The following is a 14,880-nucleotide window of genomic DNA, read 5'->3' as shown; positions in this document are numbered from 1 at the left end:
GTTATGGCTAGTTGTTTTAACGACTCTTTAGGAGGGAGTACGCTTTCATCTGACCATGTTATCCAAAAGAACTAGAAAGCGAGATACTCCATTTTATAGAGCAGTTAGAGATAAAGAGTTCTGAAAATTAATCTCGAAAAAAGGTGGTGCATCAATTTTGTTGATCAGACTTCCGTACTCATGCATTTTTGCTATTATCTTTTTCCTCAAAACTAGCTATCAAGTCAGGAATAATATTGATTAGTTGTATCATCGTTTGCAGTACTTGATTTACTTGCTCTATACCTAAAGTTTTTTGCTCTGATTCCTCCCTGGTACAGGCTCGCTCGATATTATAAACCATCCAATTAATCCAATTACCTAAAACGGCATTAAAAGCCGCTTCAAGAACAGTTTTATCTAAATGTCCACCTGAATTGCTATAAGTCTGCATCATTTTGATAAAAATAGCTTGATTGAAATTGGTGGTAATTCCACTCCAATCTAAGCTTGCATTGACAATCTCATAGGTTGGATTTAGTTTGCGAGCACATTCCCAGTCTATTAGTATAGGATTATCATTTTTATCCCATAGGACATTTTTTTGATCCAGATCCCCGTGACTAACTACACTGCTTTGTTTGAGAAGAGGGAGCATATTTTGGTAGTTTGTATTGATTGTGGTAATAGTCTTTTGATGTTCTGTTAATGCGGCTGCAAATGGACAGTGGTAACTCTGAGCTTTACTGAATAGTTCTTCCAGACTGTCATTGGTGTGAATATCAAATTCTGGTTCCTTAATTTCTGGTACTGCAAGATTAATCAGATGCATCTGTGCGATAATTTCAGCTATTTTTAGGGCGTGGGATTTTGAAACGGTGTCTTTATGAAGTGGTTTCGCATCGACCCAGGGGTAAATCAAAAATCCAGTTCCATGAATCAATACAAGATACTTTCCTGATGGTTTCAGTGCGCATACAGCTGGAATTCCATGTTCAGCAAAACGAGTAGCTATTTCTTCAGTTAAGTTATAATTCTCTATGATGCTTTTATTTTTAAGTTTAATATCGGGGGAAAGTTGTTTGATGGCATAAGAGGCTTCCTCTGTATTAACGCGCCACATTGTATGCAATAAACCTCCGTGTACCCTTTTAGGTGGGCTTAATGGTGTACCTAATTCAAGTTCGTTGCAGAGATTAATAAGATTACTGTGGTTCATTGGATAGGATGCCTTAATTGCTAAAATCGTTAAATAAGCTTATTTTTATTTCACAAGATTATATCTATTTCAATTTCTTTGTGAACCACAACACCAAATCGTCATCAAGACAAACTTGACTCCCTGGTTCAATACTTTTGTAATCATAAGTAATCCCCAGTCCATCGGGTTTATAGCCTCTTGCTATATAGAGCTTTTGAGCACTACCATATCCGTCATAAAGACCGACACCAAGCCCTACAATATCATAAAACTTACCAGCCTCTTGTTCAGCAATATCCAGCATAGCAGTCCCAAGGCCCTTATTACGGTATGGAGGGAGAACATTTAGGTCCATAATCTCAGGAATGTTTTGTTGTTTAAATGAAGGATATAAAGAGCGCCACTTCAAGGTAATATAACCAGCAAATTCACCTTCATAAAAAGCTAACCAAACCATTCGCTCTTTATTTTCGTGCTCATGCCAATAAGTTTCAAAAGTAGACTGTGGTTTTGGCCAATTGTGTTTAGCAAAATTGCTTACGAGAAGGGGGATATCCTTTGCAACAAATGACCTTATGCTAATTGCTTGATTATTGCGGTTTTTAAATTGATTCAGGCTCATGGCCATATAAACCATATTCCATTCATAGCCGGTGGGCTTTAAATTCAGTAGAGGATTAAACCCTTTATTTTTATAAAAACCATAGGTTTTTAGATAGTTTGCATCAGACTCTGCTGGTGCAAGGGTTTCAACAGACATGGTTATAGCACCTTGCTGTTTTGCATAATTTACAGCTTCTTGAATTAATAAATACCCTATGCTTTGGCCTTGAAATGCACGTAGAACACCCATCCAATAAATATTGCTGTTTGCAGGATATGGAAAATCAAGGCTTAAAAGCCCGACATATTGTTCTCCTGCAATTGCTGCAAAATTAATGCGCGAACAAACGCCTAATGCATAATGTTCATTACAATCCGGTAAACCAAAATATTCTGGTAAATCTGCCGTGATTTGGCGACATAAGGTTTGCGCGATTTCAGATGAGATTTGTTCTATTTTGTAATTCATTAGTATTCTCGTGTTATACCATAATATGATTGGGGCATTGTTCAGAGTGTTATCGTTCTAAATAATTCAATCAAGACAAGAGGTAAGTTATGGAGACAACAACCTTGTAATCCAGCTATTGTCGACAAGATGATACTCAACCACATCTGATAATTCATCAGTCCGATAAGTATAAAATACCATACGCGCAGGTTTAACTCTAAACCCACAATAAAATTCGCTCATTGGTAGAGGTTTGTCCTGATAATTAACCGCAATGTTCTTCTTTTTCTTTTCCAGTTGATGCTTGCTTATAATGGGTTGGGATGAAGTAGCTGCATAGCTATAAAATCTAATCTGCGCCTCGCGGGGATATGTTTGCCAATATCTTTCATTTTCTTCAGGCAATAAGGACTCAACTACTCCTTCAATAATCACTTCTCGCTGCAACAACTCGAACCAAAAAGTTAGGGTGGCAATCGGATTAGTGATTAACTCTGCTACCTTTCGGGTGCCTTTTTGAGTGAAAAATAATAAGCTTAGTTCACTAATCTCACGAATGGCGACCACCCGTGCGTGGGGAATGGACTCTTTTGTTGCAGTAGACAGGACTGCTTGTTGAGGATTGGGCGCACCTTTATGGCGCTCTTCATTTATCCATATATTGAGTTGTTTTATGGGGGCAATCATATTAGTTTATACCGCTCTAGTGGTCCGTTAGTGAATGACTATAACTAATACAGTATTTCTAGGGCAATCCTTTTTCATTGATTATATAGGTTCATTAATTGCAAAATAAAATCAATCCTGTTTTCTATAGTATCTTTTGGTACTTCGATTAAGTCATAGCCATAGATTGTATGTGCTTCCTTAATCGCTTGCCAGGTTTCTATTGCTTCCTGAAAATCCTGTTGGCGTTCCATATCATGTCTATAAATCTCAGGCCATGGTGGGAAGATAAAAACCGAAGTGTTATATCGATATTGCTGAATAGCTCGCACTATTTCGGTATTCATTTTGCCACAAAATCGTTGGGAATAACCATATAAATCTGGAATGCCGCGGTCAAAAAAAACGGGCTGACTCACCAGTTCCATTTTTTTAAAATCTGCTATGGACTGTTCAAGCATTAAATCACAGAAATTATCTCTATTGCCGGAATGTGTCGCATTGCTACCAATGGCATTTTGAGCTTGGATAATTTTACGAGCTACTTCAGGCACAACAAGGTGACCTTGTTTATTTAACTCATTTAATACAGAGGTTTTCCCAGCGCCTGGGCCTCCTGTTATTAAGAAAAAATTGGGTTTGTTTACGGGTTGATAAGCAGAGCTTTTGGGCATGATGCAATTTCCAGTTATTTCATAATTTAAAAGGTGGACTCATAGGCTTTTTCTTAGTGCACTAAGATTAGTCTCATATCTATACTTAGTCTAAATATTGATTTATTCCTGTTGAAGTTTCCCCATCTTGGTGCAATTCCAAGTGAGAGATTTGACCTTGTTTATTCTTGAAAAAATTAATTTGGATATCTGGTATTTTCCCAAAAAAATTAGTTTCTGATTCGGGAAAAAGTTGCGTTTTTGGTTGATTTGTTTCTTGCGCCACTAGGTAGCCATTTTCTAGAGAAATAATTAGTTGCTTTAAGGGTGTTAAGCCGTAGGCACCAACATAGGGATCAATCTTATAAGTACCAACATATTGAGCAAGTGTTTCAGAGGATACATTTATTTCTTTTCTTTCTGAGGGTAATGTAACTGTCTTGCCATGAGCTAGGGCCACCATTTTCAAAGCAAGATCCTGCGCAACATATCCTAATGCGTTTAGGTTGGCCAATACGATTACTGTCAGCTTGTCGTCTGGCGAATAGATTAGTTTGGTATTGAATCCACTGGTGCCACCGGCATGCGTTATTGATTTATGCCCATCTAAAGAATGTATTCTCACTCCGAAGCCATAATCATTTTTAAAAGGTTCAATCATTTTCTCTAATGATGCCGATGATAGTATTTTTCCTCCAAACAATCCTTGTTCCCATAGCAGCAAATCGTGAGTGGTAGAGTAAAGAGAACCCGCTGAATAGGGGATGCTCATATCTAAGTAATCTGCATTACAAAGTCCCTTGGGACCTACCATATAGCCAGAAGCGCGATTTAATATTATCTCAGAATGGGAGTCATATCCTGAGTCGTTCATATCAAGAGGTTTGAATATATTATGAACAACAAAATCCGCATAGCTTTGACCACTTATTTTTTCAATTAGATATCCTAGGAGCACATAGGCCGAATTGTTGTACTCAAAGTTTGATCCAGGTTGGAAATTTAATGGTTTGTTGCGAAAAAATTCGATTTGTTGTTCTGGTGTTTTGGTACTTGTTGTAAATGCAGCAAAATCAGGAAAACTAGTGTAACTAGGAATCCCAGAGGTGTGGTTTAACAAATGGAAGAGTGTTACCTTGTCCCAAGCAGAAGGTGCATCTGGCATGTATTTATTAGTGAAATCGCTTATTTTAAGCTTACCTTGTTCTTCAAGCAATAAAATCGCTACGGCTGTAAACTGCTTTGTGAGCGAGGCGATGCGAAATTTTGTAGTTGTTGTATTAGGTATTTGCCACTCAAGATTGGCGTAGCCATACCCTTTATCCAGAATAATATGCCCATGTTGTGCTACAAGAATTGATCCCATGAATTGTTTATCTGCTACATACGTCTGTACAACCTGTTCCATGCGCAATACTTGTTTATTCATGGCACAACCTCCTAAAGGACATAAAAGCGATCATCTATTTTTTGCTAAGATTTCAAAAAAATCCATCTAGAAACTGTCGGTGAATCTGATAAAGACGGGCGTGGCGTTTCGCCCATGTTCCATGTTTAACTGTAAAGCCAATTGTAGCAAAAGCTCTGCTCAGGCGTAAGAGTGGCATTATGGCACTATAATCAGGAATTGGGCGAATGCTTTCATAACCTCTTAAAAAGGACTTTATTCTAGTAGGCCTCTCTCCCCATTCCTTAAGCTCCAAAGGACAAAAATCTTCTTCGGCAAAACTGGCACGCCCTGAAGCCCAATCTATAATTCCTTGAAGTTTGCCATTATTAACGATCATATTACCTGGCCGAAAATCACGGTGTATCATGCAAGGACCATCTACTGAGGACAAGAGATTGATATGATCATCATAATATCGGTGGCATTGATCAAGCAGAGTTTTAGGCAAATGATCGCTGCATTCCGCAAAGCCTTCTTCAAATTTACAAGTAAAGTAAATACGTGGGTCAGAGCTTAAATTATGAGGTTGTGTAAGGTCGCCATAACCATCTACGCGGTTGAGATGGATACCGGCGAGCTGCGAACCAATGTCATAAGCCAATGTATCGGTAAGGTCTATTATTTTAAGCAGGGTGCCGGGTAGGCACTCCATTAAAATTGCACCATGAATACCTGTGTCTGGTGGCACTTCTTGTATAATACGCGGTACTGGTAATATCCCTGCAAAGTGTTTTAGAAAAAAAAGTTCGCGTAAATAATCTTGAGTTCGGGTACTTATTTTTAAAATAAGAGGTAAACCAGTAGGCCCTGTAATTTTATAAACGATGGCCACCATTGCATCATCATGGTCAATGCGTGTAAAGGTAGCACATTGAAGATTAAGGCGTTGTTTATATAGAGTAATGAGATTATTCATCCTCATTCTTAACCCAATAATCGGCGGGGCCACCACCAGGTGTTGGCCTAGTTGATAATGGGCTTAGCTTATATGTTGATCCTTTCTCATTGCCACTGGATCCACTAGATTCTTTTTTTCGATTTGCAGTGATGGTTTTGTTTACAGTATCAATTAAAATTTTATCCTTAAATATTAAGAACAAATCGTTATCATGTACCGTATTATCGTCCTCAAATTTACAAACGACAAATAGATTGGCATCATTTTTATCATTAAATTGAGCAATTGTTTTTCTTTCTAAAGAATCCATGGTTTTTATCATGACTTGGAAAATAAATGGGACTGCATTATTAAAATCACCATTACCCTCTGCGTATTTGGCATGGGTAATGGAAATGTTCTCTTTATTTAATTCATGCAATAGTTCATGGTCATCATATAGTCTATAAATAACTTTTTTTCTTTCCACATCATCTATAGAGGATTTTTTTGTCATAAAAAATCTTGCGTCATTTAATTCATTGAACTCAGCAATGAATTTTTCTTCGCCTCTGGCATAATGTTCGGTAATTTTATAGTTCATATGACATCCCAAGTAACTGGTCATTTTTAATGATAGCATATTGATGTATCAGGAGAGCCAAGAGGCGTCCCAGAACTCTGGGAGAAAAAAGGCGTTTTTATTTTCCAATAGCTTTTATAATACTTGATACATGTTCTTCGATAGCTCCGTCATCAGAGCTGAGCGAAAAACTGGCTACTTGCTCATATAAATCATCGCGTTCCTGGCGAAGTTTATTTAGAAATGCTTTGTAGTCGGTCGTAGGTAGTAGTGGACGATTATGAGCAATTCTATCCAATTGCACATCGAGACTCACTTTCAAATAGACCACAAATTCAGAAGATAATAATTCCTGGTTTTTTTGATGACAGAGGATACTATCATCGGTCGTTACCACTATATTTTCTTTGGTTTTTTGATAAGACAAAATATCTGATAAGCATTGATGGAAGGCGTCTTCACCTTGTTTTCCAATGATTTCCATTACGGGTCGACCTATTGAAGGAGCCAAGGCAAAATCAGCATCAATGAATTGCCAGCTCATTTTTTTTGCAAGTGCTTGGGCTAGAACGCCTTTGCCTGCTCCTGAATGACCAACGATAAAAATGCGATTGTATTTACTCATTTTAATATTCTCCAGATGTTGTGTTGCTATCTATTATGATACATAAAATTCTTTGCTCTATAAGCCATTGTAACTTTTCGTTTAGACCTTAGTTTCTCTATCAGGGTTGATCATGATATAAAGCTATTAACTCTTTGCTTGAGGTACATCCCAGTAACTCCATTGTTTTAGCAAGATAATCTTCTACTGTTCTATACGAAATATTCATTGTACGTGCAATTTCTTTTGCGGCTTTTCCTTGAGCCAGTAATTTAAGACAGGCAGCTTGTTGATCGGTTAGCTGTACTGGAACATGCTCGGTTTTATGAAAAATGGTTAAGTCTTTTTTATTTAATTTTAATGGGTTAATAACAGATTTCCTGTCTTTAATTTCTAATACTGTGTTGAGAATGCGGAGCACATGCTTTTCAAGGGCATTGTCGTCACTGCTAATAGTTAAACTTGCCACTTGGTCATACAAACCGTCGCGTTCCTGATGAAGTCGGTCTAGAAATGACTGGAGTTCAGTATTCAGTAACAGAGGGGAAGGTTGACGAGCATTGCGCTCGATCTGGACTGGTGTGCTCACTTTCAAATTCACAACACATTCTGTTGATAGTAATTGGCGATTCTGTTCGCTGCACACAATGCTGGCATCAGTAGTTACAACAATGTGTTCTTGATTCATTAGAGTAGCTAATAGTTCAGATTGACAAGCATAGAAGCTAATTTCACCTTGTTTTCCTAAAATTTCAGTTAAGGTGCGTCCCATTCGAAACTCTAGTCCCAGATCAGCATCGATAAACTGCCAACCTAGTTTTTCTGCCACAGTTTTTGCGACTAAAGCTTTGCCAGCACCTGGATGACCAATAATGAAAATACGTTTATATTGACTCATGTTGTTAGCTCCTGAACTCGTTTAGCAATTTAGTATTATTTAGAAAATGATACCACCACGAAGGTCATAAATAATACAGTATTTCTACGGTAAGCCTTTACCCTGGCCCTTTCATGAAATAGTGAACCCTCATATTGAACCCATTAAAGAATTGATCCCTAAGTCAGAAATTTGTTCAATAAATGATATTTTAAACTGTTGCATGATATTATTCCCGAGGAAACCATGGTTTTGGGCTATTTTTAGTCAACATTGGTGTATATTCAACAACTACAAATTTTAAGAAAATTTTTAAATTTACTATTGACCCTGACATTATGTTATCCCCTATCCTTGATAATGACAGGAGAATTAAATGAAAGTATGGCATATAAAAGAAATCAGCGAGTTAACCAAAACATCAATTCGTATGTTAAGACATTACGATAAAATTGGATTATTAGAGCCGTCTTATCGTGAGTCTAATGGTTATCGTTGTTATACAGCACCAGATTTGGCTAAGTTGCAGCAGATTGTTGCCTTAAAGTACTTTGGTTTTAATTTAAGTATTATAAAAAATATTCTGCAAAAACATAACAATATCTATGCGCATCTTCAAGCACAGCAACAAGTGATTAAAAAACAATCTGATCATTTGCAGCAAGTACATAATGTGCTGGATGGAATTCTTAAACGTCTTGCTCCATCTAAGTCTCCTGATTGGAATGATTTATTACTATTAATTGAGGGGTTCAATATGACAGACAATCTGAGAGAAAAATTAAAAGATTCATGGGCTGGTAAAACATTATCAGAATCTCAATTTGAAGAATATTTATTTCTTTATGAGCAATTCCCTGAAGAATTTGCTCAAAGGGATGCCATGATTGATGAAATTAATCAAAAACTTGTAGGTGATCCTGAGGGGCCAGATGGGGAAAGAGTGGTTCTTTTTAGTCATGATTTGGCCAAAAAAATGAAACAATTTTTTACGCAAAACGTGAAACTCAGTTCAAGTTTTCTTGAAAGTATTAAATCAGGAAAGGTGACGCAACTTGAGATTACCCCAGAAGGGGCCAACTGGATAGGAAGAGCGACATTAGCGTATTGGCTGAAACGATGGAATGGACTTTATGATAAAATTGTAAACAGTCTTGCTGCGGATCCCAATGGAAAGATTGGAAAAGAATTGGCTAAAGAATGGCGGACTATACTTGATGATTATTTTTCCGTTGGTTCTAAGGATTTCCTTAATGGAATACTCTTATGGCAAGAAACTGCAAGGCAGGACGAAGAAATTAAGTCACTAAAAACGATACCAACACCTCAGGAAATGATGAACCGGGTTCATATTAAGTTGTTGTTTAATCCACAAGCTGCAAGCTGGATTAGCCAGGCACTTGAAATGAATTCTCGATAAATTTTGCTTACTAGCATTAAAAAGATGAGGTGTATTATGTTTGCTAAGACTTCGAAAGATTTTATTACTCTTCCATAAAAGTGTCACTTTAATAAGGCATGGATGCCATTAAGTTGTTAGTAATTTTTAAAACATAAGGTGGTCTAGTGAAAATTATATATTATTTTGCTTTGCTTATAATTGGTATTTGGCTTTTTGATAAAACCTGTTTGTGGTTAGAACGTAAGGGCTGGTTGTATTATCGATTTGAGAAGCCACAGAAAGGAATTATAGGTGATGTGTTGCAAGAATTAAACGCACATCTATCACCAAGTAATCGCCATGTCGTCGAGATGAAACAAAATACGGCGAGATTTAAGAAAAGTGAAGCAGATGCACCTAGCGATCCAAACGATCATTTTTCAAATTAAATATTAACCCAGCCACAACAGAGGTAATAATGCGAGATAACCTACGAAACAAATTTGGAGTTTTTTTGATATGTTTAACAGCTGTTTTAGGCGTTGATGTTTCTTATGCCGGATGTGGACAGAATATTAATGAAGGCATTCAAAAAATTATTGATGAAGAACGAGTAAAATATCATATACCAGGCATTGAAGTGAGTATTAGCTGCCCTGGTGAAGATTCACCACGCGATTTTGTTAGTGGCACAACAACGTTAAATGGTGACGTTCCGATTAGGCCCGAACATTTATTTCAAATTGGCAGTGAAACAAAATCGTTTATCTCCGCAGTTATTTTACAACTTGAAGCAGAGGGGCGGTTATCCATATACGACCCGATTGGCAATTATTTAAAAAATATTCCCGAGGCCTGGCAAGACGTTACAATTCAACAATTACTGAATCACACCAGTGGTATTTTTAATTATACTGAAGTGGTTGAGTTATGGACCGCACTGATGACTAGTGATTTCAAAATGCAATTTTCCTCAGATGAGTTAATCAGCTTTGTAAAAAATAAAGAATTTAACTTCTTTCCTGGGTTGGGTTGGAGCTATTCAAACACAAACTATATTTTAGCTGGAATGGTAGTACAGGCTGTGACTGGCAAATCCATTGAAGAGGAGATTAATACTCGTTTATTGCAACCATTACATCTTTCCAATACTTATTATTATGCAGGCGCCTATAATGACGACATGCTGCAACGCATGGCACATGGTTATTCATCAATAGGATTGTTTCCTGATGAACCAAAAGATATTACAAGTCAAAATATGTCATGGGCAAATGCGGCTGGAGCTATTGTTTCAACATCACATGATATAGCCATTTGGCTAAGGCATTTATTGACTGACGATAACCTATTATCCGCGAATCAGCGGCAAGAATTACTCAGCCTTGTTGATGTAGAAAATGGACAACCCTTGCCGTTCGAAAGCGACAAAGTGGGTTATGGTTTAGGTGTGATTAGATTTAATTTACCATCGGGTGAAATTTGGGGACATGATGGTGGCACATTTGGATTTATTTCTCATATGTCTTGGCTTAAATGCAATGATGTGGTGATTACTGCGATCGTGAACCATGTGGATAAAAGTGAAGCAGATGGGCTTGGTAGTACGGCAATAACAATGGATTTAATTAATTTCATCCAACAGGCGGATACAACAAAGCAATGCCAGATGGGATTGATGCCAAGCAAGCGGTCTTTATCCAAGCAGCTGCAAAGTATTCGTAGTTTAGATCGACTTGTTCCGAAGCGATCACAATGATCGCTTTAACAAGATTTTAAAAAATTGATTTTACCTATTGACCTTAACGTTACGTAATCCCTTATCGTGTATTTGGTCAGTTAGAGGAACTTAAAATGTCTTACACGGTAAATAAATTAGCGAAATTGTCAGGTGTAAGCTCACGCACTCTTCGTTTTTATGACGAGATTGGTTTATTAAAGCCTGCCTTCTATGGCGAGAACCAATATCGTTATTATGAAGAAGAGCAACTTTTGATGCTTCAGCAAATTTTGTTTTTTCCGTGAATTGGGTTTTCCTCTCAGTGACATACAGCGGATTATCAGTAGCGATGACTTCAATAAAATTGAAGCCTTGAATACTCATAAATCCATTCTTCAATCCAGTCTTGAGCGAACCGAAACACTCATCAAGACGATTGATAAAACCATTTCACATCTAAGAGGTAAATTAATCATGCGTGACGCAGAAATGTATGATGGCTTTGATCCAAACAAACAACAAGAACATGAAAAATACATGGTTAATACCGGTATAATTACTCAACAGCAAATTGATGACAGTTGGAACAATGTACGGCATTGGAAGAAAGATAATTGGGAACAATTTAAGCAAGAAGGCGAACAGTTAAATCAAGAGCTTGCTAAGGCGATGAGCAATCATCTTAAACCAGCTGATATAGAAGTTCAGGCTTTAATTCAAAGGCATTATTCCTGGGTAAAAAATTTTTGGACTCCAACAAAAGAGAGTTACATGGGACTGGCTCAAATGTACCTAGATCATCCTGATTATCGAGAGTTTTATAATAAATATCATCCAAACTTGGTTGAATATTTAATTGAAGCAATGGGGGTATTTGCTGAACGTAAACTCTCTTAATAGTGAGAACCTGCCATGTGTTATCATGGCGGGATTATTTTCCCAAGATTTACTGGTGTACAATCATGAGCAATAAGATAGCCAATGATAATTTGTCCATTAAATTAAACGATGGTAGACAGCTAGGCTTCGCGGAATATGGTGATACTAATGGTCAACCCATTTTCTATTTCCATGGTTTTCCTGGGAGCAGACTTGAAGCAGGTCATCTTCATGATATAGCCGCTTCTAATCGATATCGACTGATTGGTATTGATAGGCCAGGCATGGGATTATCTTCCATTGATATAAAACGAAGCATTACTTCATGGGTGGCGGATGTTGAGGCTTTTGCAGATTCTTTAGGTATTGAGAAATTTTCAATCCTAGGGCACTCGGGTGGAGCACCCTTTGTTGCTGCATGTGCCTATATGATACCTCACAGACTAAACGGTGCTGCCATTGTTTCAGGAATGGCGCCTTTTGAGAATCCTGAGTCACAAGTCTGTTTGGCGTGGGGACAACGGATAGCTAATCATATGATCAAAGCCATGCCATGGCTTGCGTTAGTAATGATGAAGTTAACCGCCATGATGCTTAAGAATTCCAGTAGTATGATGAAGCAGATGCTCAAACAACTGCCGGAAATCGACCAAAACGTTTTTCATGACCCTGCTAATAGCAAAGCAATTATTGGCGCAACCCTTGAAGCCTTTAGAAATGGAGTCGGTGGAGCTTCTCAAGAAATGAAGTTACTTTTAAAGCCATGGGGATTTGATTTGGAAAACATCAAGTATCCGATATCCATTTGGCAGGGGGCTTTAGATAAACAAGTACCGGCGTCTCATGGAACTATTTTTGCAAATTTAATACCTAATGCTCAGTTGAAATTATTTGAACATGAGGGGCACCATTCTTTGATACGAAATCATGGTGAGAAAATTTTGCAAACTATTTGTTCGGGAATAGATTGACTCTAATGCGTAATATACGAATTGCTTTATTTTTAAATTTTAGGAGTTATTGAAATATGTACATGCTTTATTTTCTCGTCCCGGAAACACATCTTGATTTTAAAGCGACTATTGCTGAAGCTCTTTATAAAAATGGAACCATCCCTGTTAAAAAAATTGCTGAACAGTTGGATATTTCCAAAACCACGCTGTATTTGTACTTACGATCTCGAAATGTTCCTGTAGGAGAAAAAAGTTGACACTTCAATTTCTAGGAAATAAATATCACATCTTGATTTGGTTATTCGAGAAAATCCACCTAATGATAATATCCCCGAAGAGGTACTAATGTACGATAGATTATATCGTTGGTTTTCTGCTATATCACAATTTAGTAAAGCCCTTTACGCTTCGTTCTATTCTTCTGTTTTATATGCTGATGTAGTGAAGCGTTGGCACGGTTTGGGGATTGGGTACCTTTTATTCCTCATTATTTTGGGAGCCATTCCTTTATCTGGGCGGGTGATCGTAGCATTCAATCATTTTTTTCAGGAGGAGATTCTATTCCCCATACAGTCACTCCCTCTACTGACCATGCAAAATGGCGAAATTACTTACGATCAACCTATGCCCTATTTAATAAAAAACAACAAGGGAGAAGTAGTTTCAATAATCGACACGACAGGAACAGTGTCTGAAATGAATCAGGCATACCCTCAACTTACGATTTTAATTACCAAAAATAAAATTGACTTCAGACCACCTAGTTATAAGCAGTTTTTAGGTTTGGTTAAAAATGCCATTGGCAACCCTATTTATACCCGCACTTTTGACAAAGGGCTTAATGGGTTATTCTCTGGCACTGAGTGGCTTCATTCCTCTGGGATTTCCAGATTAAATACGCTGATGCAAATCCTTGTCTTTCCCGGCGTGACTTTATTTTATTTTGGTGTTTTTGGGGTTATTTTACTCCTAATGTCCGCATTGGTGCAGCTGTACTCTGATATTTTTTTCGGCTTTAAACTCCCATTTAAAGCCTCATGCCGTCTGTTGGTTGTAGCTGCAACTCCTACCTTGGTGCTATTCTTTTTTATGCGAGGTGGTAATTTCGCTGTACCAGGAATGGCTTTGGTTTATGGAGTACTCATTCTCAGTTATACTTCCTATGGGCTGTATTCAGCCAAACGGTTTAGTGTTTGATTTTATATATTCTAACTGGACATAGTCCCCAACTCATTAACTCTACACCCTGATAAATGGATTCAAATTGTTCGTGATGTATCATTCGAGTGGTGACAATAATTCGGCTACCTGGTTTTAGACCAGCCATCTTTGAAATTAATTCATTCCAGGTGGGATCACTTAGGCAAGTGGCTGCTACGTAGATGATATCGGCATCCCCAAAATCATAATGCGAAAAACTGTCGTTGAAAAATTGAACGTGCTCCATTTGAGGTAGGTATTCTTTCTCATCATCATGTTTTTGAAATTGTTGAATTGCCTTTTCAAGCTGTGTATTCGATTGTTCATACAGAGGAGGTAACAACTCAATACCAATAGATTTGTTAACATTAAAAAATAATATGGCACTCAATACTGCTTTTCCTGACCCCGAACCTAAGTCATAAAAGACATCTTTCGTAGAAGGAAAGGTTCGTTCAAGAATGGTATAAAACGACAAAAAATCGATTTCTCCATAAATAAACTCTTTATTTTGAATCAAATGCAATAATCGATACCTTATCGATGAGGATTTCGCATGAACTTTTTTGTAAAGTTCCTCCAAAATACGTGTCTTTTTCTCTATATTTGACCAATCAGCCCTCTGACTTAACTGTTTTTTTTGCTCTTTTTTTTTGAAATGGGGAACAAGTATATTGGTTAATAGGAGTTTTGAGATAACTAATAAAAAAGGTATGGTGATAATAAAGTAGAACATAACGTGTCACAGTGTTTTAGAGAGCTTTATTATAGTATTACAGGTTATTTCGTAAAATAAAGTAAAA

The 14,880-nt window shown here is 37.3% G+C and carries 16 protein-coding genes and 1 pseudogene; 7 read left to right on the top strand and 10 right to left on the bottom strand.

Annotated features, from left to right (window positions below; all coding sequences use genetic code 11):
* Positions 1 to 178: 178 nt before the first annotated feature.
* The 9 genes from LFA_RS13495 to LFA_RS13455 form a co-directional block, all read right to left on the bottom strand.
* Positions 179 to 1,198 carry an aminoglycoside phosphotransferase family protein gene (locus tag LFA_RS13495; RefSeq protein ID WP_045096648.1) on the bottom strand — a complete coding sequence of 340 codons (1,020 nt, stop codon included), beginning with the start codon at positions 1,196 to 1,198 and terminating at the stop codon, positions 179 to 181.
* A gap of 64 nt (positions 1,199 to 1,262) precedes the next feature.
* The gene (locus LFA_RS19560) at positions 1,263 to 2,252 is read right to left on the bottom strand and encodes a GNAT family N-acetyltransferase (protein ID WP_084602184.1); all 990 of its coding nucleotides are present in this window, start codon (positions 2,250 to 2,252) and stop codon (positions 1,263 to 1,265) included.
* A gap of 87 nt (positions 2,253 to 2,339) precedes the next feature.
* Positions 2,340 to 2,921 carry a pyridoxine/pyridoxamine 5'-phosphate oxidase gene (locus LFA_RS13485; protein WP_045096647.1) on the bottom strand — a complete coding sequence of 194 codons (582 nt, stop codon included), beginning with the start codon at positions 2,919 to 2,921 and terminating at the stop codon, positions 2,340 to 2,342.
* A 74-nt stretch (positions 2,922 to 2,995) separates the two neighbouring features.
* On the bottom strand, positions 2,996 to 3,574 hold the full coding sequence (locus tag LFA_RS13480) for an AAA family ATPase (protein ID WP_045096646.1): 579 nt from the start codon (positions 3,572 to 3,574) through the stop codon (positions 2,996 to 2,998).
* Positions 3,575 to 3,659: 85 nt separating this feature from the next.
* Positions 3,660 to 4,982: a serine hydrolase gene (locus tag LFA_RS13475; protein WP_045096645.1), complete on the bottom strand. Its 1,323-nt coding sequence runs from the start codon at positions 4,980 to 4,982 to the stop codon at positions 3,660 to 3,662.
* A 52-nt stretch (positions 4,983 to 5,034) separates the two neighbouring features.
* Positions 5,035 to 5,919, bottom strand: coding sequence for an aminoglycoside phosphotransferase family protein (locus tag LFA_RS13470; RefSeq protein WP_045096644.1), 885 nt, complete (start codon positions 5,917 to 5,919; stop codon positions 5,035 to 5,037).
* Complete coding sequence (locus LFA_RS13465) at positions 5,912 to 6,484, bottom strand: hypothetical protein (protein WP_045096643.1); 573 nt, start codon at positions 6,482 to 6,484, stop codon at positions 5,912 to 5,914. The genes LFA_RS13470 and LFA_RS13465 overlap by 8 nt, the downstream gene beginning before the upstream one ends.
* A 97-nt stretch (positions 6,485 to 6,581) precedes the next feature.
* Positions 6,582 to 7,088 carry a shikimate kinase gene (locus LFA_RS13460; RefSeq protein ID WP_045096642.1) on the bottom strand — a complete coding sequence of 169 codons (507 nt, stop codon included), beginning with the start codon at positions 7,086 to 7,088 and terminating at the stop codon, positions 6,582 to 6,584.
* A 100-nt stretch (positions 7,089 to 7,188) separates the two neighbouring features.
* Positions 7,189 to 7,965, bottom strand: a complete 777-nt coding sequence (locus LFA_RS13455; RefSeq protein WP_045096641.1) for a shikimate kinase — start codon at positions 7,963 to 7,965, stop codon at positions 7,189 to 7,191.
* 355 nt (positions 7,966 to 8,320) lie between these two features.
* Between LFA_RS13455 and LFA_RS13450 the strand changes: the two genes are divergently transcribed.
* From LFA_RS13450 to LFA_RS13420, 7 genes and pseudogenes are all read left to right on the top strand, one after another.
* Positions 8,321 to 9,364 carry a MerR family transcriptional regulator gene (locus LFA_RS13450; protein WP_045096640.1) on the top strand — a complete coding sequence of 348 codons (1,044 nt, stop codon included), beginning with the start codon at positions 8,321 to 8,323 and terminating at the stop codon, positions 9,362 to 9,364.
* 146 nt (positions 9,365 to 9,510) lie between these two features.
* Positions 9,511 to 9,774 (top strand): hypothetical protein, encoded by a 264-nt coding sequence (locus tag LFA_RS13445; RefSeq protein WP_045096639.1) that lies wholly within the window; start codon positions 9,511 to 9,513, stop codon positions 9,772 to 9,774.
* A 65-nt stretch (positions 9,775 to 9,839) separates the two neighbouring features.
* Positions 9,840 to 11,084: a serine hydrolase domain-containing protein gene (locus LFA_RS18970; RefSeq protein ID WP_172653475.1), complete on the top strand. Its 1,245-nt coding sequence runs from the start codon at positions 9,840 to 9,842 to the stop codon at positions 11,082 to 11,084.
* Between the two features lie 95 nt (positions 11,085 to 11,179).
* Positions 11,180 to 11,942 (top strand): annotated as a pseudogene (locus LFA_RS13435) (MerR family transcriptional regulator).
* Between the two features lie 65 nt (positions 11,943 to 12,007).
* Positions 12,008 to 12,895 (top strand): alpha/beta fold hydrolase, encoded by an 888-nt coding sequence (locus LFA_RS13430; protein WP_045096638.1) that lies wholly within the window; start codon positions 12,008 to 12,010, stop codon positions 12,893 to 12,895.
* A 56-nt stretch (positions 12,896 to 12,951) separates the two neighbouring features.
* Positions 12,952 to 13,134, top strand: a complete 183-nt coding sequence (locus tag LFA_RS13425; protein ID WP_045096637.1) for a helix-turn-helix domain-containing protein — start codon at positions 12,952 to 12,954, stop codon at positions 13,132 to 13,134.
* Positions 13,135 to 13,222: 88 nt separating this feature from the next.
* Positions 13,223 to 14,074 (top strand): DUF1189 family protein, encoded by an 852-nt coding sequence (locus LFA_RS13420; protein WP_045096636.1) that lies wholly within the window; start codon positions 13,223 to 13,225, stop codon positions 14,072 to 14,074.
* On the opposite strand, the gene LFA_RS13415 is transcribed toward LFA_RS13420, so the two are convergent.
* Positions 14,064 to 14,813 carry a class I SAM-dependent methyltransferase gene (locus tag LFA_RS13415; RefSeq protein WP_045096635.1) on the bottom strand — a complete coding sequence of 250 codons (750 nt, stop codon included), beginning with the start codon at positions 14,811 to 14,813 and terminating at the stop codon, positions 14,064 to 14,066. The two genes, LFA_RS13420 and LFA_RS13415, sit on opposite strands and share 11 nt — an antisense overlap.
* Positions 14,814 to 14,880: the final 67 nt, after the last annotated feature.

The sequence above is a fragment of the Legionella fallonii LLAP-10 genome (assembly GCF_000953135.1).
Taxonomy (GTDB): Bacteria; Pseudomonadota; Gammaproteobacteria; order Legionellales; family Legionellaceae; genus Legionella; species Legionella fallonii.
Note: the sequence above shows the minus strand (reverse complement) of the source record. Positions and strands in the feature narration are given on the sequence as shown.

Bases quoted from the DNA above. Each gene is read 5' to 3' on its own strand.
- LFA_RS13495 (WP_045096648.1), bottom strand. From the start codon at position 1,198: ATGAACCACAGTAATCTTATTAATCTCTGCAACGAACTTGAATTAGGT.
- LFA_RS19560 (WP_084602184.1), bottom strand. From the start codon at position 2,252: ATGAATTACAAAATAGAACAAATCTCATCTGAAATCGCGCAAACCTTA.
- LFA_RS13485 (WP_045096647.1), bottom strand. From the start codon at position 2,921: ATGATTGCCCCCATAAAACAACTCAATATATGGATAAATGAAGAGCGC.
- LFA_RS13480 (WP_045096646.1), bottom strand. From the start codon at position 3,574: ATGCCCAAAAGCTCTGCTTATCAACCCGTAAACAAACCCAATTTTTTC.
- LFA_RS13475 (WP_045096645.1), bottom strand. From the start codon at position 4,982: ATGAATAAACAAGTATTGCGCATGGAACAGGTTGTACAGACGTATGTA.
- LFA_RS13470 (WP_045096644.1), bottom strand. From the start codon at position 5,919: ATGAATAATCTCATTACTCTATATAAACAACGCCTTAATCTTCAATGT.
- LFA_RS13465 (WP_045096643.1), bottom strand. From the start codon at position 6,484: ATGAACTATAAAATTACCGAACATTATGCCAGAGGCGAAGAAAAATTC.
- LFA_RS13460 (WP_045096642.1), bottom strand. From the start codon at position 7,088: ATGAGTAAATACAATCGCATTTTTATCGTTGGTCATTCAGGAGCAGGC.
- LFA_RS13455 (WP_045096641.1), bottom strand. From the start codon at position 7,965: ATGAGTCAATATAAACGTATTTTCATTATTGGTCATCCAGGTGCTGGC.
- LFA_RS13450 (WP_045096640.1), top strand. From the start codon at position 8,321: ATGAAAGTATGGCATATAAAAGAAATCAGCGAGTTAACCAAAACATCA.
- LFA_RS13430 (WP_045096638.1), top strand. From the start codon at position 12,008: ATGAGCAATAAGATAGCCAATGATAATTTGTCCATTAAATTAAACGAT.
- LFA_RS13425 (WP_045096637.1), top strand. From the start codon at position 12,952: ATGTACATGCTTTATTTTCTCGTCCCGGAAACACATCTTGATTTTAAA.
- LFA_RS13420 (WP_045096636.1), top strand. From the start codon at position 13,223: ATGTACGATAGATTATATCGTTGGTTTTCTGCTATATCACAATTTAGT.
- LFA_RS13415 (WP_045096635.1), bottom strand. From the start codon at position 14,813: ATGTTCTACTTTATTATCACCATACCTTTTTTATTAGTTATCTCAAAA.